Annotated in this window: 18 protein-coding genes; 12 read left to right on the top strand and 6 right to left on the bottom strand. The window is 49.5% G+C overall.

Annotated elements, in window-relative coordinates:
* Positions 1-188 precede the first annotated feature (188 nt).
* The 4 genes from modA to K4H28_RS11645 are packed head-to-tail and all read left to right on the top strand — an operon-like array spanning position 189 to position 2853.
* Positions 189-935: a molybdate ABC transporter substrate-binding protein gene (gene modA, locus K4H28_RS11630; protein WP_221005351.1), complete on the top strand. Its 747-nt coding sequence runs from the start codon at positions 189-191 to the stop codon at positions 933-935.
* Entirely contained in the window at positions 932-1333 is a 402-nt protein-coding gene (locus K4H28_RS11635) for a TOBE domain-containing protein (protein WP_221005352.1), read from the top strand. The genes modA and K4H28_RS11635 overlap by 4 nt, the downstream gene beginning before the upstream one ends.
* Positions 1326-1991, top strand: coding sequence for a molybdate ABC transporter permease subunit (gene modB / locus K4H28_RS11640; protein WP_221005353.1), 666 nt, complete (start codon positions 1326-1328; stop codon positions 1989-1991). The genes K4H28_RS11635 and modB overlap by 8 nt, the downstream gene beginning before the upstream one ends.
* Positions 1984-2853, top strand: coding sequence for an ATP-binding cassette domain-containing protein (locus K4H28_RS11645; RefSeq protein WP_221005354.1), 870 nt, complete (start codon positions 1984-1986; stop codon positions 2851-2853). The genes modB and K4H28_RS11645 overlap by 8 nt, the downstream gene beginning before the upstream one ends.
* Here K4H28_RS11645 and K4H28_RS11650 read toward each other — a convergent pair.
* The 5 genes from K4H28_RS11650 to lptF form a co-directional block, all read right to left on the bottom strand.
* A complete protein-coding gene (locus tag K4H28_RS11650) occupies positions 2850-3569 on the bottom strand; it encodes a type II secretion system protein (protein WP_221005355.1) in 720 nt (239 codons plus the stop codon). The genes K4H28_RS11645 and K4H28_RS11650 overlap by 4 nt on opposite strands.
* On the bottom strand, positions 3563-5086 hold the full coding sequence (locus K4H28_RS11655) for a hypothetical protein (protein ID WP_221005356.1): 1524 nt from the start codon (positions 5084-5086) through the stop codon (positions 3563-3565). The genes K4H28_RS11650 and K4H28_RS11655 overlap by 7 nt, the downstream gene beginning before the upstream one ends.
* 126 nt (positions 5087-5212) lie before the next feature.
* Entirely contained in the window at positions 5213-6235 is a 1023-nt protein-coding gene (gene galE, locus K4H28_RS11660; RefSeq protein ID WP_221005357.1) for a UDP-glucose 4-epimerase GalE, read from the bottom strand.
* A 43-nt stretch (positions 6236-6278) separates the two neighbouring features.
* A complete protein-coding gene (gene lptG / locus K4H28_RS11665) occupies positions 6279-7355 on the bottom strand; it encodes an LPS export ABC transporter permease LptG (RefSeq protein ID WP_221005358.1) in 1077 nt (358 codons plus the stop codon).
* Between the two features lie 4 nt (positions 7356-7359).
* Positions 7360-8421: an LPS export ABC transporter permease LptF gene (gene lptF, locus K4H28_RS11670; protein ID WP_255573512.1), complete on the bottom strand. Its 1062-nt coding sequence runs from the start codon at positions 8419-8421 to the stop codon at positions 7360-7362.
* A gap of 111 nt (positions 8422-8532) precedes the next feature.
* Here lptF and K4H28_RS11675 point away from each other — a divergent pair, with 111 nt between their 5' ends.
* The 5 genes from K4H28_RS11675 (at position 8533) to K4H28_RS11695 (ending at position 16702) form a co-directional block, all read left to right on the top strand.
* Complete coding sequence (locus K4H28_RS11675) at positions 8533-10002, top strand: leucyl aminopeptidase (RefSeq protein WP_221005360.1); 1470 nt, start codon at positions 8533-8535, stop codon at positions 10000-10002.
* Positions 10003-10071: 69 nt separating this feature from the next.
* Positions 10072-10527, top strand: a complete 456-nt coding sequence (locus tag K4H28_RS11680) for a DNA polymerase III subunit chi (RefSeq protein WP_221005361.1) — start codon at positions 10072-10074, stop codon at positions 10525-10527.
* Positions 10499-11944, top strand: coding sequence for a hypothetical protein (locus K4H28_RS11685; protein ID WP_221005362.1), 1446 nt, complete (start codon positions 10499-10501; stop codon positions 11942-11944). Before K4H28_RS11680 ends, K4H28_RS11685 begins: the two co-directional genes overlap by 29 nt.
* 184 nt (positions 11945-12128) lie before the next feature.
* Positions 12129-13673 carry a cyclic-di-GMP receptor FimW-related protein gene (locus K4H28_RS11690; RefSeq protein WP_221005363.1) on the top strand — a complete coding sequence of 515 codons (1545 nt, stop codon included), beginning with the start codon at positions 12129-12131 and terminating at the stop codon, positions 13671-13673.
* A gap of 224 nt (positions 13674-13897) precedes the next feature.
* Entirely contained in the window at positions 13898-16702 is a 2805-nt protein-coding gene (locus K4H28_RS11695) for a valine--tRNA ligase (RefSeq protein WP_221005364.1), read from the top strand.
* Between the two features lie 115 nt (positions 16703-16817).
* On the opposite strand, the gene K4H28_RS11700 is transcribed toward K4H28_RS11695, so the two are convergent.
* Positions 16818-17240: a hypothetical protein gene (locus K4H28_RS11700; protein WP_221005365.1), complete on the bottom strand. Its 423-nt coding sequence runs from the start codon at positions 17238-17240 to the stop codon at positions 16818-16820.
* A gap of 116 nt (positions 17241-17356) precedes the next feature.
* Here K4H28_RS11700 and K4H28_RS11705 point away from each other — a divergent pair, with 116 nt between their 5' ends.
* The 3 genes from K4H28_RS11705 to K4H28_RS11715 all read left to right on the top strand — a co-directional run bounded on the left by K4H28_RS11705 (position 17357) and on the right by K4H28_RS11715 (position 19325).
* Positions 17357-17821, top strand: coding sequence for a NanQ anomerase/TabA/YiaL family protein (locus tag K4H28_RS11705; protein WP_221005366.1), 465 nt, complete (start codon positions 17357-17359; stop codon positions 17819-17821).
* A 20-nt stretch (positions 17822-17841) separates the two neighbouring features.
* A complete protein-coding gene (locus K4H28_RS11710; RefSeq protein ID WP_221005367.1) occupies positions 17842-18435 on the top strand; it encodes a LemA family protein in 594 nt (197 codons plus the stop codon).
* 71 nt (positions 18436-18506) lie between these two features.
* Entirely contained in the window at positions 18507-19325 is an 819-nt protein-coding gene (locus tag K4H28_RS11715; protein WP_221005368.1) for a TPM domain-containing protein, read from the top strand.

Raw genomic sequence — 19325 nt, forward strand, 5'->3', positions numbered from 1 at the left:
GTCTTTCCCAAAATAAGTTATTTACACAAAACTCAAAGCCATTCCTTTAAATCATCATACCGGCGAAGGCCGATATGATGAATTGATGTTTTGCTGCTATTTGAGTTGTGTTGATACCGTCCACATTGGGGTATCGATTTTTGGAGCCAATCGACTTATAGTTTGAACTTACCTTTTCGAGTTACCGCATGAAAATCTGGTTTTTCTACCTATCGTTATTAATGGCAAACCTCAGCCATGCGGGCGAATTTCGTCTTGCTGCCGCAGCAAGTTTGCAACCGACGATTTCTGCGCTCAGCAAAGACTTTAGCCAAAAAACCGGCCACAGTTTTCAAACTAGTTTTGGCGCATCGGGTAAATTATTCGCGCAAATCAATCATGGTGCGCCGTTTGATGTGTTTATGTCGGCCGATTTGAAATATCCACAAGAGCTGATCAAAACAGGCGCAGCCATCGCTCCGGTGGTGCATTATGCCAATGGCGCTTTGGTGCTGTGGACAGCTCAATCAAGCATCCCAAAAGACTGGGCGGCGTGGCTGAAATCAAATGCCGTACAAAAAATCGCCATCGCCCAACCCGATAGCGCACCGTATGGCCGTGAAGCGATGCGTATTTTAAGTAGGCAAAATTTACTTCCCACATTGCAGAGCAAATTGGTGTTTGGCGAGAGCATTGCCCAGACCAGTCAATTTATCAGCACCGGCGCGGCGCAAGCGGGCTTTAGCGCTAAATCAATCGTCGCCAATCCCGATCAAAAACAAAACGGAGCTTGGTTGGAAATACCGCAGGCTATGCACCAGCCGATTGCTCAAGGCGCTGTGCTCAGCACGCGCGGCAAAGACAATCCAGCCGCAAAAGCATTTATGACTTACTTGCAAAGCCCTGTCGCGCAGGCCATCTTAAATCGCTACGGCTTTCTGGCACCCACACCATGAATCGACTGCCTGCTACCTTGCAAAATATTGAAATTCACGGCGGTTTTGCTTTTGTCTCTGCCGACTGTGGCGGCCACAGTATGAGCGCGATGCTGCTCGGCATCAGTGAAGACGTGGCGCAATGGCAGCGTGGTGCTGCATTAACGCTGGCTTTTGCCGAAAACGAAGTGGCGGTTGCGGTCAATTTGCAAGGCGAAATCAGCCTGCGTAATCGGTTTTCCGCGCAAGTTTGTAGCATAGAATCAAGTCCACTGCTGAGCCGAGTCGGCTTGCGCTTTGGCGAGTACACCTTGCACGCGCTGATTACCCGCGCATCTAATGAGCGAATGCAACTTGCGATTGGGTTGGATGTGGAATGGCTGGTTAAATCCAATGAAATGCAGGTGAGCCGTGCTTGATCCACAACCATTACTACTCACCCTCAAGCTCGCGACCCATACGACGCTATTATTAACTATTGTAGGTATACCGCTATCCTATTGGTTAGCCTTTGGCTCTAGCCGTATACGTTACCTTGCTGAAGTCATCAGCAGCCTACCCTTAGTCTTGCCACCGACCGTACTCGGTTTTTATCTGCTACTGCTGTTTAGCCCAACGAGTTGGGTCGGGGCTTGGCTAGCCAGCGCCTTAGACCTTCGCCTTGTATTCTCCTACCCTGGCCTTGTGATTGGCTCGATGGTGTTTAGCCTGCCGTTTATGGTGTTGCCGCTAACCAGCGCTTTTCGTCAACTACCCAGCAATCTACTGGATGCCGCTCGCACGCTGGGCAAATCAGAAATCAATATCCTTGCCCGCGTGATTTTGCCCAACTGCAAAATGGGTTTAATCGGCGCGCTGATTTTGACTTTTGCACATACTGTAGGGGAGTTTGGCGTTGCACTGATGATAGGCGGCAACATTCCTGGACATACCCAAGTTGCTTCAATTGCGCTGTATCACGAAGTAGAAACGCTCAACTATTCAGCCGCGCATCTGTATGCCGCCGTGTTGGTTGGATTTTCTTTTGTGGTCTTACTGGCATTACGCCTACTCAGCGTACGGATGACGCATGAATAATCTGCACCTCGACATTCACACCACGATGCACTCGGCACAAGGCGCGATGCCTTTGCAGCTCAAAACGGAGTTTTCTGCTGGCAGCATCACCGCACTTTCGGGCGACTCTGGCGCTGGCAAATCGACGGTATTGCACATGATCGCCGGATTAAAAGCACCTGAGCACGGAGAGATTCGTTACGGCGACACGGTTTGGTTTGCAGGCAAAACCAACATCCCCGCCAGACAACGCAGCGTGGGCTTGGTGTTTCAAGATTACGCGCTGTTTCCCAATATGAGTGTGCACGAGCAACTCAGCTACGCACAGCACCAGCGCAGCCCGAAAAAAGTAGACGCTTTACTCGCACAAATGGGGCTCAGCCAACTCGCGGAGCGCAAACCGGCGCAACTGTCTGGTGGCCAGCAACAGCGTGTTGCGCTAGCACGCGCGCTGGCCGCCGAACCCCAAATATTGCTGCTCGACGAAGCGCTATCAGCACTCGATCGCCAACTACGCGTCGAACTGCAACAACATTTACTCGACTGGCAACGTGAATCAGGTGCCATCGTCATCGTGGTGAGTCATGATTTAGGTGAGATATTCCGGCTGGCGACACGAGTCTTGAAACTAGAGCACGGACAATTGATCGCAGAGGGCTCACCCGCAGAAGTGCTGCTACCTCAGCGCGCCAGCGGGCGACTACAACTCACCGGCACACTATTAGCGATTGAATCAGCTGGCGTCGCCGCACTTGTTACCATCGTTTGCGGCAATGAAATCATTGCAACTTTAGTTAACCCCGATGAAGCTAAGTGCTATTCAATTGGGCAAATGGTGGCAGTTACTTTGTCGGGGGCGAGCGCGGCAGTATCGAAAATCTAAGGTAAGCGCTCAGCTGTAGCAAGTCGATACATTAACTGAGTGGTTGGCAGCCACACCAATATGTCATCAAAATTAGAATCTGGCGTGTCTTGCACAAATTCTTTTGCCGTAAGGCCCCGATTTTCCAACTCATCCTCCGAAGTACCTGCCCCATTGGGACCTTCTGAAAAAATCACTGCGGCAGCATCGCTGACTAGCTTTCGCGCAGTAACCGGATTGCCATCGCGTGAACTCGCGGAAAACACAGAAATATTTCCTGCATCCTCCAAGCCAAAACACGGCTTCACTGCCGCAAGTCCACAATTAGGCGTCGAAGTCAGATCGATTCCAGCTAAATCATCTTTAACACCACTCACCACTGGGTATGCCGTGACTTGGTATTTCAACCTACGTCCCCACGAATCCAACTCCGGCAACCCTAATGATTGCCAAGGCAAGTCACCATAGGCCGACACGCAGCGATTCATATTTGCGCCAGATGAATGTCTCGCTTCGAGCCCGGCGCTATCCGCCGGGCACGGCAAACGATTATTCGCCAAGGCAAAGCCAATGAGCGCTTCGTTGGCTCGCTCAAGCATTTGTTTAGTTTCTTTCAAGCGTTGGTTACTCATTTGACTACTGAGCGCTCCCAATCCAGACGCCATTAAAACCCCAACGATGACCAACACAATCGCCATTTCAGCGAGCGAAAAACCACGTTGCCAATGCACTAACATGCGCTTTTCCTTTTATTGCAAATGCCTTTGCTGCAGGTGTACATCAAATCATTACTCGTGCAGGACGGTGTTACATAGCGGTAATTATCAGCAGTCCACGCATCTTGATTTTCTGCGTCATCCAGATATAGCGCCAAATTAGTCGAAGCCATCGCGACCGTATCAGGGGTCAGCAAATTATTTGCGCGTCGTGTACGAGCGGCACCGGGAATAATATACAGCGCATCAATCGTCGCATCGGTCACGCCATCAATGATGAATGGCGTCGTGCAGACCAAGCCCTGTTTGACTGCATACACAACCCCGCGATGCCAAATATTTTGCTGAAACCAAAGCGGCTTATTACTTGCTGGCGTAGATAACAAAGTCGCACCGGTCCAACTATCCGCAGCACGGGGCAAAATGCCAGCGCATAAATTCTCTTGCGAAGGACAAATACCCAGCGCCAGCGAATTATTCTGGCATGCCGTATCGGTCAGTAGATTCGCGGGATAAGGCGCGGTAATTTGTACTAATGAGGCCAAATTACACGCGCCATCATCCTTCCATCCCGCCTTATTGCTCGGAGGTGGCGGCGTATTATTAGAGTTTTTATTTTTTGCACTCCAGTTGTGTCCCGCATAGCTGGCGACATCATTCTTTTGGTAAGTCACATTCGCATCCCACGGCGCGACACATGCAACACCACCTCCTCCGCCACCAGAAACAATTTCAGCCTGAACCGCCTGATAATACGCCAGCATTTTCTTTGCAATTTCGCTACCTAGGCGTGTACGTGCTGCGTCAATTAACGATCTCCCCGTTATCACGCCAAGTTGATCATTAAATATCGTCTCACCAGCTGAATTTTTCTTCAATTCGCTAGTAACATAAGGGCCTCCGTGTGTCGCATTACTTGGTCCACTAACGGTCAGGCCTTCTAAATACTGAGCTGCAGCAAGAGGCGAAGCTCGCGTTTGGACGTCTACTGGTGGGCCCGCTGCAAAAATGACTGCCGCAGCGCCTTGACCATTGAGCGTTAATTCATTGGTGCCTGAATACACTTTTAATGCAGCAAAACTATCGCCATTCACTTTTCGAGACTCATCTTTCGTACGGGCAACAAAACCTAAATCAACGCTATACCATAAGGGCTCACCATAGCCGTCGACTAGCTTTGGAATGCCTAGTGTTTTCCACGGTAGCCAGCCCGTTCGCGCAGCAGGCCCCGTCACGCCAGCACTATTACAACTTGATCTTGATACACCAATTGAATTCAATGCCGCCTCATTAGGATCTGCTGGGCAAGGCAACTCAACGGGCGAATCAACCGAGCTACCACTCGACGTTCGGCTCAACGACCACACCAACAATGCTTGCCTTGCTTTTTCAATCGCAGCAGCGCTTTGTTCGCGGCGTATATCCTCGGGATTGCGCCCACGCAGGTTCGACACCAACAAAGTAGCAAACACCGTCATCATCACTAACATTAAAATCAGAAGCGTCGCACCGGACTGGCGCGCAAGCGGCATATTCATTCGGCAAAGCTCAATACGTATGAGCTTAAACCATAGTCGACAGCAGACAAAAAAACACCCCAATGGGTATTGGGGTGTAGCTTTTATTAGATAATGGCTAGAAGAAAATACCCCACACCAACTTCATCACTGAGTTTCATCACCATAGCCATTTGGATTTTGACTTTGCCAGCGCCAACTGTCGTTGCACATATCTTGCAAATTCTTCTCGGCGCGCCAGTCCAGTTCGGCCAAGGCTTTGGCGGGGTTGGCATAACACGCAGCGATATCGCCTGCCCGACGGGCAACGATTTGATACGGAACAGCCTTACCGCTGGCTAGCTCAAAGGCTTTAACCATATCCAACACCGAATACCCAACGCCAGTTCCCAAGCTCACGGTCACATTGCCAGGACTAGTTTCAAGTTTTTGCAGTGCTTTGACATGACCAATCGCCAAATCGACGACGTGGATATAATCCCGCACGCCGGTACCATCTGGCGTGGCATAGTCGCCGCCAAACACCGACAATTGCGCACGCTTGCCCACGGCGGTTTGCGATACAAATGGCATGAGATTATTCGGAATCCCTTGCGGGTCTTCGCCAATCAAACCGGACTCATGCGCGCCAACGGGATTGAAATAACGGAGCAACGCAATATTCCATTCCGGCTCAGCCACGCGTAAATCACGTAAAATATCTTCGACCATCAGTTTGCTGCGGCCATACGGATTGGTCGCTGATAGCGGAAAGTCTTCTAAAATCGGCACCGCATGCGGGTCACCGTACACAGTGGCGCTGGATGAAAAGACTAGATTTTTGACATTCGCCGCTTTCATTGCGTCGAGCAAACGTAATGTTCCCACGACATTATTGTCGTAATACTCAAGTGGTTTGGCGACCGATTCACCGACCGCTTTCCAACCCGCAAAATGCACCACGGCACTAAATTGCCACTTAGCAAATACCGCGTCGAGCGCAGCACGATCACGCACATCGGCTTTCACCCATTCGATCTCTTGCCCAGTAATGGTTTTGAGGCGATTCAGAACTTCGGGTTTGGCATTATTAAAGTTATCCAAAATCACCGGCTTAAAGCCAGCCTTAAGGAGTTCAATATAGGTATGCGAGCCAATGTAGCCAGCACCACCGGTTAGCAAGATATACATCACAAATTCCCATTACAAATCAATATTACGAAAGGCTTGCCCATCACCCGCCGCGCTCTTGCCGCCATAAGAAAAAGACCGCCAAACTCATCAGCACTAAACTTGGTGTCCCTGCAGCTAGCATCGGCGGCAGCGCATACAACTCACCCACATACGTGACGAGCTGACTGGCAAAATTAAATGTCACGCCGAGCAAAATCCCCAAAAATATTTTCACCCCAACATTACCCGCCCTACGTTGCGCTAATGCGAACGGCAACGCAATCAGCATCATTGAGATACAAGCCAATGGATAAAAAAGCTTGGCCCAGAATGCCAGCTCATAACGCAAGGTGCTTTGCTTATTGGTTTCCAAATGTCCAATGTAACTACGCAGTGCATCGACTGACATTTCCTGCGGTTTGACCATCAGCACGGCCAACATATCGGGGTTGACTTCACTCTGCCAAATATATTTCGGCAGGCTCGTCACAGTCACTTTGTCGTCATAAAAATCGGTGCGTTTGACACCTGTTAAGTGCCAGTGCTTGTCACTTTCGAAAGTGGCGCGTTGCGCGTCGAAAATATGCGATAGTTTGGCACCATCCGCCAAAGCATAGACGCGAATCCCTTCAAGGCTCATATCGGGATTCATCACGGAGACGTTCATGATACTAGCGCCGTCTTTGATCCAAACCCCCGAGCGAAATTTGCTCAACAACACTGATTGTTTGGCTTCAACCTGATAGCGTTTTGCCGCTTCGCTGCCCATCGGCGCGACAAACTCGCCAATTAAAAAGGTAAGGACGGCATAAGAAACTCCACAAATCAGCATCCAGCCACTAAGGCGTAAGATCGATACGCCAGCAGTGCGCATGACGGTAATTTGCGAAGTATCAGCCATGCCCGACAAAGAAAAAATACTGCCAATCAACACCGCCACCGGCAATAATTGATACAAACGGCTTGGCAATGTTAATGCAACGTACACCAGTGCATTTTTCAGCGTGTAGCCTTCTTTACCCACATCGCGCAGTTCCGCAATCATGTCAAAAAATAAGAACACACTAGTGAGCACCAGCAAGGTAATCAGCACATAGCCAAATACTGACTTAAATACGTAGCGACCTAAACGATTCATTTCATTAGCCTCGCACTCTGCTACGCCACCAGAATAGACCCATGGTCAACAGCGCCACCGCCCCATGCAAAGGCCACATTCCAACAGCAGGTGGAATCTTGCCGACCGCCAACCACGCCTGCATCACATTAATCCCGTTGTAATAGCTAAAGGCCAATAAGGCTGCAATCACCATGTGATAGCCCTTACCACCCCGTGGATTAGTAAACGCCAGCGGAATCGCAGCTAGCATCAGCAAAAAAGCTTGAATCGGCAAAGCAATTCGCCAAGCGAGTTCGGCCTGATGCTGTGGTACATCGCTGCGCCACAAATCTTTACTGCGCATTGATTCGGTACCCGGATTAATCACCGCTTGCTCGGGGTTTTCTACCCGGACTCTGCCTTCTTTAAAAGTCAAGATATCGTATTGAGGTGAACCTGCGAGTGCTTGATAGGCGGTCGCGTCTTTAAGCCACATCCAGCGATCGCCCATATCATCCACATACATGCCGCCCCGATTGGCCAGCACGGTGGAAATCTTGCCGTCCTGACGAATTTGTACAAACACATTTTCGCCCTGCCCGCCTTCGCCCGAGAAATTTTCGATAAAGTAGACCCGATCAGCGCCGCGCGACTCACGAAAAATCCCAGGAGAAACCTGAGATACTTCTTCATTTTTCAAACTCGCAGCGCGATATTCACGCCCTTTGAGTTGCGCCCACGGCGAAACAAACAAAGACAGCGCAGCAATCAAGAGCACCACCGGCACGCCCATTTGTAATACGGGAGGAATAAAGCTGCGGATAGAACGGCCGGCGGCGAACCAAACCACCATCTCATGGTCTTTCCACAATCGAGTTAGCACCGACAAAATAGAAATAAACAACATCAGTGAAAATAAAATTGGAAAGTACCTTACCGCAGCAAAGCCCATCACAGCCCACACGGCCGATGACGCCAATGTACCAACCGCCGCCTCACCCAAGAGACGTACGATCTGCGAGGTCATCACAATGACCAATAAAACGACGAATAGCCCAAAGGCTACCCAAGTCATTTCATGAATTAATGTTTTTCGAAACAACATGGAATATTTATATCTGTCTTTTGACTTGGCCCGAGGGTCAGTGAATAATCAGCCCACCAGAGCAATTTTGCTCCAATGTTTAGCATTGCCAGCCCCAACAAGGAGCCTTTCATGGAATTTACCATAGTTTCCCCTGCACCCGAGCATGCAGATTGTGTCGTTTTACCGGTACTTGGCGAAAAATTACCTGCCTTTGCCAAAGATTTAGATATTACATGTGGGCACTTGTTTAGTACGGCAATTAAAGACGGCGAACTCGCCGCCAAAGCGGGCAGCACACTGACACTGGGTCTACCTGCGAGTTTAGACTTCAAACGCGTTATTTTAGTCCAGCTCGGTAAAGAGCCAAACGCCAAAGAATTGCGCACGGCCGCGACTAATCTTGCCAAAGTGCTGATTGCCAGCAATAGCGTGTCGGTTTGCATTGCCTTGTCGCTTGCCCAATACAAAAAACAAGATAACGAAACATTGGCGCAAGAACTCGTCCAAGCTTTGATGCTCGAATCCTATCGTTTTGAGCAATTCAAATCAGAGCCAGCCCCCGCCATCAAACTAGAACTCGTTAGCCTATTGGCGCCGAAAAAATCAGATATCGCCGACGTCGAAGCGGGCTTAGTATATGGACTTGGCGTCGGCCACGGCATGAACCTCACCCGCGACTTAGGCAATCTGCCGCCAAATGTCTGCACGCCCAACTACCTTGCTGCCACCGCCCAACACCTCGCGCACACTTACGATTTTTCTTGCCATATTTTAGAGCAAGAAGAACTCGAAACCTTAAAAATGGGCTCGTTCTTGTCGGTCGCCAAAGGTTCTATCATTCCACCGAAATTCATCGTGATGGAATATCGCAACGCCGATAAAAAAACTGCGCCAACGGTGCTGGTCGGCAAAGGCATCACTTTTGACTCAGGCGGCATTTCATTAAAACCAGGCGAAGGCATGGACGAGATGAAATACGATATGTGCGGCGCAGCCACGGTATTGGGTGTCTTCCGCGCAATTGCTGAACTTGATCTGAAAATCAATTTGGTTGGCGTGATTCCAGCCTGCGAAAATATGCCGAACGGCAACGCAGTCAAACCGGGCGACATCGTCACCAGCATGAGCGGTAAAACGATTGAAATTCTCAATACCGATGCTGAAGGTCGCCTCATTTTGTGCGATGCGCTGACCTATGTAGAGCGTTTTGAGCCTGCAGCCGTCATCGACATTGCCACATTGACTGGTGCGTGCATTATTGCACTCGGCCACACCACCAGCGGCCTATTTGCCAATGACGACGATCTCGCCGCCGATTTACTCAAAGCCTCGCGCCAGACGGATGACAAAGCATGGCAAATGCCTTTGTTTGAAGAATACCAAGAACAACTCAAATCCAACTTCGCCGATATGGCCAATATTGGCGGTCGCCCAGCGGGTTCTATCACCGCCGCAGCTTTCCTGTCGCGCTTTACCAAGAAATATAAATGGGCGCATCTAGACATTGCTGGCACTGCGTGGAAATCGAGCGCAGCCAAAGGCGCAACGGGCCGTCCGGTGCCATTACTCGTTGAATACCTAAGAGGTATTCAAGGCTAAGCCATGCAAAATATTGCGTAGAGATAAATACCCCACTCTACGCAATATCAGACTCTTACCTTGCGACTCATGACTGAAATCTCTTTCTACTTTAATGTGAACAACCGCGAATCCGCGCTCTGCCAACTGGTTGGCAAGGCGCTGATGCAAGGTAAACGCATGATTATCCTCACGGGTTCAGAAGCGGCGACCAAGGCACTCGATAGCCTGCTGTGGGAAATGCCACCCGCTGGTTTTTTGCCGCACTGCCAAGCCGATGCATCGTTTGCATCAGAAACCCCAATCATTATTGATCATCGCGTCGAAATCATCACGCCACGCGATATACTCTTTAACTGGACTGACCGTATCGCGCCTCGATTTAGCGATTACAGTCGATTAATTGAAATCGTCGATACCGACGAAGACTTAAAAGCGGCTGCCCGCCAACGCTGGGCAGCCTATAAAGCACAAGGGTATACCCCGAGTGCGACCGATATGCAGGAGCTACTCAACCGTGGCCGATCAGAAACAAATACCGAATGACGACTCGGTAAATCCACTGTTTAACAAAATGGATGCGCTGATGGCGCGCCATCGCAGCCCTGCGGGCCCGCAGTTTGAGGATATCCCTATCCTGACCGACATTGCGCCCGAAGCCTTTGACATTCCGATTCTGACTGATGTGATCAATGAAGAATTGATCCAAAAAATTGAAAACATCGAGCGCAGTCTAGCCGAAGCACAATCAGCCAAAGCGCGGCAAAAATTAGCTGAGAAACTCGCCAGTGAAAACGAGCTGGCGATTCCAAGTTTGATGTTTGAACCCACATCCACCAACAAATCACAATCAGCCGGCGATAAGCCAAGTATTGCCGTAGAGGCTAAATCTGCAAACCCTATTGCAGACATACCCCGCTTTGCAGAAACGCCACGCCCTACAGCGAGCACGCCGATTGCCGAAACACCCGTTTTCTTAGATTTACCATTACTTGATTTAGACGCAATCAACACGCCCCCTGTCATCCGGAGCGCAAAACCCGCGCCAATACCAACTGAACCGACGCTTGAATTTGTTGCCGATGATTTAGTGATTGATTTTGCCAACGTCTTTGCCGCAGAACTTGATGATTCAATCACAAGCAAAGAACTGACTATTGATGAGTTTAATCATGCTGCGAGCGACATTGATCGCGAAGAGACTGCGCATTTTGAAGCTCCCGTATTGAGCCATGTAGAGGAAGCAAGTACGCCAAGCGATTTGGCTGATTTTGACTTAAACATTGATTTAGTCGAAGAGCCTATCGCAAGTGCCAGCGAAGTCATCGATCAACTCGATATCAATACCATCGCCGAAGCCGAAGCCGAAGCCGAAGCCGAAGCCGAAGCCGAAGCCGAAGCCGAAGCCGAAGCCGAAGCCGAAGCCGAAGCCGAAGCCGGCACAGTTTTCACGCCTGAAGTGATGACGGCAAGCCCAATCATCACATCGACTGCTTCAAGCAGTTTGTATTGGGAAGATGATATCAATCCAGCAAGCGACCTGAGTCTTAGTAGTATCGACATTGAGCCGCGCTTTGAAATCACACTCAACGAAGATACGGCTGAGGCAGGTATTGAGTCAGCGACATTAGCAGATAAAGTCCACAATCCAATACCTATAGAAATTTCAACTAGCCCAAGCCCTGAAGCCATTAGCATCAGTGCGGCGAGTGAACCGCAATACCTCAATAACGATGCCGTGGCAGAACTCACCGCCGTCGTCGGCGCGCAGCTTGCGGTAGATATTGCCAGTGAAGTCGAGCAATTGGCGCGGCAACACTTCTCCAAACTGATGGCACAATTTTATGGCGATACGCTGCGTGAACTCACGAGCGACATCAGCCAAGAACTCGAAGCCAAGCTCGCACCCCGAATAACAGAGTTAGTCGAGCAAGAATTGATTAGCAAAGGTCTACTGAAATAGATCAAAGCGCCAAGTTCAGACTTGGCGCTTTTTTTTAACAAACCCGTACTTACAAACAAAAATCAATCTCAATTATAGTTTGAGCTGCAGCCTAGCTATGGCACAATAACGACCACAATGGCATTAACATCCAGCCAACAACAATACCAATTAAAAATAGCGCCCCATCATAGGCTGGATCAAAATGAATCCCTTGCAACTTTATCTCCCTGCACCACAAGCGCAATTTAAAACACCATTAAAGCTCAATCTAAAGCAGCTCAAGCTTTGGCTCGCGCAGTTGCCTGCAGCGGATGTAATCGGTTCTATTCAGCAATTACACGACGCACTTTATGCCTTCAATAGAGCGAGTCTTGATCCAGACGAGCGCAGTGATTTACTTGAAGCCTATCAAGTTGAATTCACGCTACTCCATAATGCGTATCTCGCCACGAACCAACTCAACGCGATACCTTACAAAGCGCAAGATTTGCAAAATGTTCACCTAGTTCGCGACCTCTGTCTTGAGCTGAGTTTCGCGTATAAATTGGTACTACAGGGACGTCAAAACAAACGCTATTTCTTTGGTAAAAACAAGCAGTTGCCTACCCTGACACAGCAAATTCTAAATACCCATCGACTCATTCAAAATCTATCCTGTTTAGCCTATTTACCACTACCCGATTTTTTTTGGCTCGATAGTCACAAACTATTTCGCTTTGCCAGTGAGAACAATTTTCTGAATGAAATTAATGCAGAAAGCAAAAAATCAGCACTCGATCTGTATAAATATTTACTGCTACTTCCTATCTGTAATCCAAAGCGGTTTAGCCCGCGCGAATTACAACATCTTTTTGAAATTACACTGCAATTCGCTGGTCATGCCGAGCTTAAATCAATCTCTGAACTCAATCATGAAACCGATGTGTTTTTGGTCTGTATTGATGAAGACATCGCACCACATTTTTTTGGATCACAAAGCCTCAACCAATTCTCTGGCGCTGCAATCTTGCTGGAAACCGCGAAATTAATTCAAGCGCTTGATCGTGCGTATGACTCCGTATCAGGTCAGACACCGAAAGCGAGTGAACGCACCAATCATCAACGCTGGTTAGAAACCCTAAAACGAAGTAAGCAACATTGGGATAATGGCAGTAAGCGAAGTTTTAATCGGCTCAATACGAGCAGCCAAGCTGAGATCTGTTTTGGTCTGCGGGCTATTTGCTTAAATTTAAATCAAGGACACAGCTTATTACCACAATCAGAGCTAGACGATTCGCTCCCGCTTAATTTCGAGACCATTACCTCTAGCTGGAATATTACGGATGAGAGTCCTTGCGGCTATGCATTGGCGGCGCAGGATATTCCGCATGAATATGCTCGAGCGGGTGAAATCATTGCGCTACGTAATCAAGGCCAAAATCATTGGCTGATTGCTTCAGTTCGCTGGATAGAGCAAGACGCTCAGGGCGAAGTCAAAATGGGGGTTGAAATTTTGGCCGGCGCAGCGGATGTCGCGATGATTCGCCCTGCAATTGGCTGCGATAAAATGACCTACCAACCCGCGCTATTACTTCCAGCAATAAACTCACGCCAACAAACCACGCGGATTATTGCCAGTAAGACCGTATATACCCCCCAATATGAATACGCCATTATCACAGCTGAAGGCCATTCAAAAATTCGCGCGCAAAAATTACATGAACAACAAATGGCCTACGACCTATTTGAGTACGGCATTGAGCAATAGGCAGTAACGATCTCTGCTTCAAAGCCCCACTACAAAGCCCCTTATCGCAACATGAAGGGGCGTTTTCCCTCTAATTAACTCCCGATTCAGTGCTGTATTTAAATCCGATTAGACGATGAGCTCTAGATAAAATCTAGAAAGCCTCTGCGTTTTTTTGCGGTGATTCCCCATTCCTATCAAGCAAGCTTTATAATCTGTGGTTTCGCTTTAACTGAGCACGCACCATGGAACTCGCCAAGAGCTTCGAGCCACAGAATATTGAATCGCATTGGTACCCGTTTTGGGAAAGCCAAGGCTACTTCCAACCGAGCATGGACCTTGCTCGCGAGGCATTTTGTATCCAATTGCCACCGCCCAACGTCACCGGCACGCTACATATGGGCCACGCGTTTAATCAGACCATCATGGATGGCCTCACGCGTTACCACCGCATGCGCGGCGACAATACGCTGTGGCTGCCTGGTACTGACCACGCTGGTATCGCGACGCAAATCGTTGTAGAACGCCAGCTTGATGCGCAAGGCATTTCGCGCCACGAATTGGGCCGTCCGGCTTTCCTCGAAAAAGTGTGGGAATGGAAAAAAGAATCCGGTGACACCATCACCAGCCAGATGCGCCGCATGGGTTCATCGGTGGACTGGGGCCGCGAGTACTTTACGATGGACGACAAAATGTCGACCGCCGTCGTCGAAGCGTTTGTGCGCCTGTTTGAAGAAGGCTTGATTTACCGCGGTAAACGCCTATCGAACTGGGACGCCAAACTCGGCACCGCCGTTTCTGATTTGGAAGTGATTTCCGAAGAAGAAAACGGCCATATGTGGCATATCAAATATCCAGTTGTGGGCAGTGATGAATTCATCACCGTAGCGACAACTCGTCCTGAAACCTTACTCGGTGACGTGGCCGTGGCGATTGCGCCGGACGACGAGCGCTTTACACATTTGCTCGGTAAAATGGTTGAGCTGCCGCTCACTGGCCGCCAAATCCCAGTGATTGCTGACGAATATGTTGATAAAGCTTTCGGTACTGGTTTTGTCAAAATCACCCCAGCGCATGATTTTAACGACTATCAAGTCGGCAAACGCCACAACACGCAACTGATCAATGTGATGAGCCTGCAAGCGACCATCCTCGCGAAAGCGCAAGTCTTCAGCTTTGACGGCGCCAGCCTCGGCAGCGTTGAATTGCCAGCAGCGTATGCGGGCATGACCACATCAGAAGCACGTAAAGCGATGCTCGCTGATTTGGAAGCGCAAGGTCTGTTACTCGACACTAAACCGCACAAACTGATGGTGCCACGTGGCGATCGTACTGGTACCGTGATCGAGCCCTTGCTGACCGACCAATGGTTTATGGCGATGAGCAAGGCCGATGAAACGGGCCAAAGCATCACCGAAAAAGCCCTTGAAGCCGTACACAGCGGCGAAGTGCAATTCGTGCCGAATGATTGGGTGAACACCTACAATTCATGGCTCAATAACATCCAAGATTGGTGTATTTCTCGCCAATTGTGGTGGGGTCATCAAATCCCAGCTTGGTACGATGAAGACGGCCAAGTGTATGTCGCCCGCACTGAAGCGGAAGCCGTTGCCAAAGCCGGCGGCAAGTCAGTGACGCGCGATAACGACGTACTCGATACGTGGTTCTCATCGGCTCTGGTGCCATTCTCTAGCCACGGCTGGCCGAATGAAACACCGGATTTGAAAGCATTCTTGCCATCGGCAGTACTGGTGACGGGCTACGACATTATTTTCTTCTGGGTCGCCCGGATGATTATGATGACCAAACATTTCACTGGCAAAGTACCGTTTAAACACGTGTACATCCATGGTTTGGTGCGTGATGCGGAAGGACAGAAAATGTCCAAATCCGAAGGCAATGTGCTCGATCCCGTTGATTTGATCGATGGTATTGCTCTAGAGCCCTTGCTAGAAAAGCGCACGACCGGATTACGTCGCCCAGAGAACGCACCGAAAGTCGCCGCTAAAACCGCCAAAGAATTCCCAGAAGGGATTCCAGCGTATGGTGTGGATGCACTTCGCTTCACGTTTGCGTCACTCGCATCGCTCGGTCGTTCGATCAATTTTGACCAGAAACGCTGCGATGGTTATCGCAATTTCTGCAATAAAATCTGGAATGCAACCCGCTTTGTGATGATGAATGTCGTCGACAAAGATTGTGGTTTAGAGGACGGTGCAGAGTTGGAATACAGCTTTGCAGATGAATGGATTATCTCTCGCCTGCAAGAGACTGAAACCACCATTACCACTGCGCTCGATACCTTCCGCTTCGACTTAGCGGCGCAAGCAATCTACGAGTTCACGTGGAATGAATATTGCGATTGGTATATCGAGTTGGCGAAAGTGCAAACCCAACACGGTACCGAGCCACAACAACGTGCGGCGCGCCGTACTTTGATTCGCGTGTTAGAAACCATCCTGCGCTTGATTCACCCGATCATGCCGTTTATTTCGGAAGAAATCTGGCAAACCGTCGCACCACTGGCAGGCAAGAAAGATACCGAGTCACTGATGATGGCGGCGTGGCCAGTTGCTGATGCAAGCAAAATCAAACCGGAAGCGGTAGCGGCGATTACTGAACTGAAAGCCATTGCCTTTGCAGCGCGTAATTTGCGCGGCGAAATGGGCTTGAGCCCAGCGCTGAAAGTACCGATGTTTGTTGAAGGCGGGCCAGAGCTGCAAAAATACGCCAAGTATTTAATGCCGTTGGCTAAATTGTCGGAAGTGAATATCGTTGCTGCATTGCCAGAAGGTGATGCGCCGGTTGCCGTAGCAGGCACCATCCGGGTAATGTTGAAAGTAGAAATCGATAAAGCCGCCGAAACAGCGCGCTTGAATAAAGAGATCGGCAAAACGGCAGAAGCGCTCGAAAAACTCGTCGCCAAGCTAGAAAAACCAGGTTATACCGACAAAGCACCTGCACATTTGGTCGCCAAAGATCAAGCGCAAGTGATTGAACTCCACGACAAGCTGCATAGCTTGAATGTGCAAGTCGATAAGCTAAAATAAACGCAAGTTTGCAGTCAAAAGGCCACTCAGATGAGTGGCCTTTTTAATAGACCATTTCAAATGGCGAGCAATGCAATACTGCAGTCCCCTGCGTTACCAAAGATAAAATCAAAATCTAGCGACAGCGCAAATATTCCACCTGATTTTCTCGCACATAAGCGCGTTTTAAACTGTTGCCACAGTAGTATTCAATCGTCGCAGCCTTTTTATGACCATTCGAAGGGTCGCCGCACCATTGGTTACCGGCTTTGAATGAATATGAGCTCTTTCCATCTGCTAAGCGCCCTAGTCGTTGGGTGAAATCACAAGATCCGTAATTAGATCCATATTTGGCGCGCACAATTCGAATATCACGACTCCACTGATTATTCCCGCCCCCTCCACCATTCATCATTCGCACGGCCTCACGAAAGCCATCCCGAAAACCGTCTTGATATTGCGAGCTACGGCCACGCATCATTTGCTCAGGGATAGCAGGATCGGCGGCAAAGGCTGTAGTTGAAATCAATGCAATCGCGCAAAGTATTTTAAATTTCATCTAAATTTTCCTGTCATCAATAAGCGAATCATCAAGTTCTTGCTCAAACAGTTCAAGCGACATAATTACAATGCTGTAATATTGCTTTTGCTTTCCACTACCCCACCATTCACATTATGTTTCTCAGCCACATCAATCAGCCTTCACGTCCCTTACCTGCGGCACTCAATGCCGCATTGGCCTATTTGCGCCATACCGACTTTAGCGAGATGGCGCCCGGTCGCTACGCAATCGATGGCGACAAGATGATTGCCATTGTCCAAACCCCGCTCACTCAGCCATGGGAAACGGGCATGCCTGAGTTTCATCAGCGCTACATCGATATTCAATATTTGCTCGAAGGCGAAGAAGTCATTGGCTTTTTGCCCGCCAATCCCCATTTAGAATTAGTCACCGATCAGCTTTCCGAGCGAGATATTGCCTTTGTACACCCACAAGCCAATGAAACACGTTTGGTACTGACTCCTGGCATGTTTGCTATTTTCTTCCCTGGCGAACTTCATAAGCCATGTCGTGCGCTGAACGAGCCAATGCAGATTAAAAAAGTTGTCATTAAAATCGCAGTAGACTTACTCACTTAAACTCACGCGAGATCGCCACTATGAAACGCCTCATCATCACTGCTTTACTTGCCTCTACATTAAGCGGCTGCGGCTACAACGCGCTGCAAGCCCAAGATGAAACCGTCGCGGCCGCTTGGTCTGAAGTACTCAATCAATACCAACGCCGTGCCGACTTGGTGCCAAATCTAGTGAATGTAGTGAAAGGCTATGCCGCGCACGAAAAAGAAGTGCTACTGGGCGTGACCGAAGCGCGCGCGAAAGTCGGCAGCATGCAAATCACCCCCGAGTTGGCCAACGACCCTGTCGCGCTCAAAAACTTCCAAGAAGCCCAATCCGGCATGACCTCGGCCTTGTCGCGTTTGATGGTGGTGGCGGAAAAATATCCCGACCTCAAAGCCAATGAAAACTTCCGCGATCTATCGGCACAATTGGAAGGCACTGAAAATCGAATCGCCGTCGCCCGTAATCGTTACATCCAGGACGTCAAAACATTCAACACCACCGCGCGCTCATTCCCGACCAATCTCACCGCCAAAATGTTTGGCCTTGAGTTAAAACCAAATTTCAGCGTTGAAAATGAAAAAGCCATTTCAGTCGCGCCAAGCGTTGACTTTAATAGCGAGAAAAAATAATGCCGCGCCTTTGCGCCCTACTGTTCACTCTAATGGGTATATTCATCAGCAGCATAATATTTGCTACACATATGGCAATACCCAGGCTAGACTCTCGAGTCACTGATTTAACTCAAACGCTTAATGCGGAGCAGATTGCCACGCTCACTCAGCAGCTATCAAGCTTAGAGCAAGCCAAGGGCAGTCAAATCGCCATTTTGATGGTGCCAACGACGGGCGATGATACGATTGAGCAATACAGTATTCGGGTAACGGATGAGTGGAAATTGGGCCGCAAAGGCATCGATGATGGCGTGTTGCTGCTGATCGCCAAAGACGATAAAAAAGTTCGGATTGAGGTTGGGCGAGGCTTGGAAGGCGCATTGCCCGATGTGATCAGTAGCCGAATCATTCGTGAATACATCACGCCTGAATTCAGAAGAAACGATTACGCAGCGGGCATTCAAGCTGGTGTTGATCGAATTAGTAAAGTCATTCAAGGCGAGCCACTGCCCGCGCCAATGGCAAATAACAGCTCATCGCAATTTAGAACGATTTTTGGCTTGCAACCGATGATGCTGGTGGGGATACTCTTTGCAGGATTTATTCTCAGCCAGATTGGCGGTCGCTGGATCGGGCGCGGTGGTGTCGCCGCAGTCAGCGGCTACGCCGCGATCGCAACAGGCACTCCCATCATCATGGCGCTGCTACTTGGCATGGGGATGGCCATCGTACTGAGTATTATCTCTAGCCGATTATTTATCGAATTACTCGGCCTAGTACTACGTCATTCAGCCTCAGGCGGACGAAGTGGTGGCGGATTTAATGGCGGCGGTGGCTTCGGAGGCGGCGGTGGATTTAGCGGCGGAGGCGGTGGTTTTGGTGGTGGCGGCGCATCGGGAGGATGGTAA

It is taken from the genome of Deefgea tanakiae, assembly GCF_019665765.1.
Classification (GTDB): domain Bacteria; phylum Pseudomonadota; class Gammaproteobacteria; order Burkholderiales; family Chitinibacteraceae; genus Deefgea; species Deefgea tanakiae.

Excerpts from the sequence above, each read along its gene's own strand:
- modA (WP_221005351.1), top strand. The coding sequence starts at position 189 with ATGAAAATCTGGTTTTTCTACCTATCGTTATTAATGGCAAACCTCAGC.
- K4H28_RS11635 (WP_221005352.1), top strand. The coding sequence starts at position 932 with ATGAATCGACTGCCTGCTACCTTGCAAAATATTGAAATTCACGGCGGT.
- K4H28_RS11645 (WP_221005354.1), top strand. The coding sequence starts at position 1,984 with ATGAATAATCTGCACCTCGACATTCACACCACGATGCACTCGGCACAA.
- K4H28_RS11650 (WP_221005355.1), bottom strand. The coding sequence starts at position 3,569 with ATGTTAGTGCATTGGCAACGTGGTTTTTCGCTCGCTGAAATGGCGATT.
- K4H28_RS11655 (WP_221005356.1), bottom strand. The coding sequence starts at position 5,086 with ATGAATATGCCGCTTGCGCGCCAGTCCGGTGCGACGCTTCTGATTTTA.
- galE (WP_221005357.1), bottom strand. The coding sequence starts at position 6,235 with ATGTATATCTTGCTAACCGGTGGTGCTGGCTACATTGGCTCGCATACC.
- lptG (WP_221005358.1), bottom strand. The coding sequence starts at position 7,355 with ATGAATCGTTTAGGTCGCTACGTATTTAAGTCAGTATTTGGCTATGTG.
- lptF (WP_255573512.1), bottom strand. The coding sequence starts at position 8,421 with ATGTTGTTTCGAAAAACATTAATTCATGAAATGACTTGGGTAGCCTTT.
- K4H28_RS11675 (WP_221005360.1), top strand. The coding sequence starts at position 8,533 with ATGGAATTTACCATAGTTTCCCCTGCACCCGAGCATGCAGATTGTGTC.
- K4H28_RS11680 (WP_221005361.1), top strand. The coding sequence starts at position 10,072 with ATGACTGAAATCTCTTTCTACTTTAATGTGAACAACCGCGAATCCGCG.
- K4H28_RS11690 (WP_221005363.1), top strand. The coding sequence starts at position 12,129 with ATGAATCCCTTGCAACTTTATCTCCCTGCACCACAAGCGCAATTTAAA.
- K4H28_RS11695 (WP_221005364.1), top strand. The coding sequence starts at position 13,898 with ATGGAACTCGCCAAGAGCTTCGAGCCACAGAATATTGAATCGCATTGG.
- K4H28_RS11700 (WP_221005365.1), bottom strand. The coding sequence starts at position 17,240 with ATGAAATTTAAAATACTTTGCGCGATTGCATTGATTTCAACTACAGCC.
- K4H28_RS11705 (WP_221005366.1), top strand. The coding sequence starts at position 17,357 with ATGTTTCTCAGCCACATCAATCAGCCTTCACGTCCCTTACCTGCGGCA.
- K4H28_RS11710 (WP_221005367.1), top strand. The coding sequence starts at position 17,842 with ATGAAACGCCTCATCATCACTGCTTTACTTGCCTCTACATTAAGCGGC.
- K4H28_RS11715 (WP_221005368.1), top strand. The coding sequence starts at position 18,507 with ATGGCAATACCCAGGCTAGACTCTCGAGTCACTGATTTAACTCAAACG.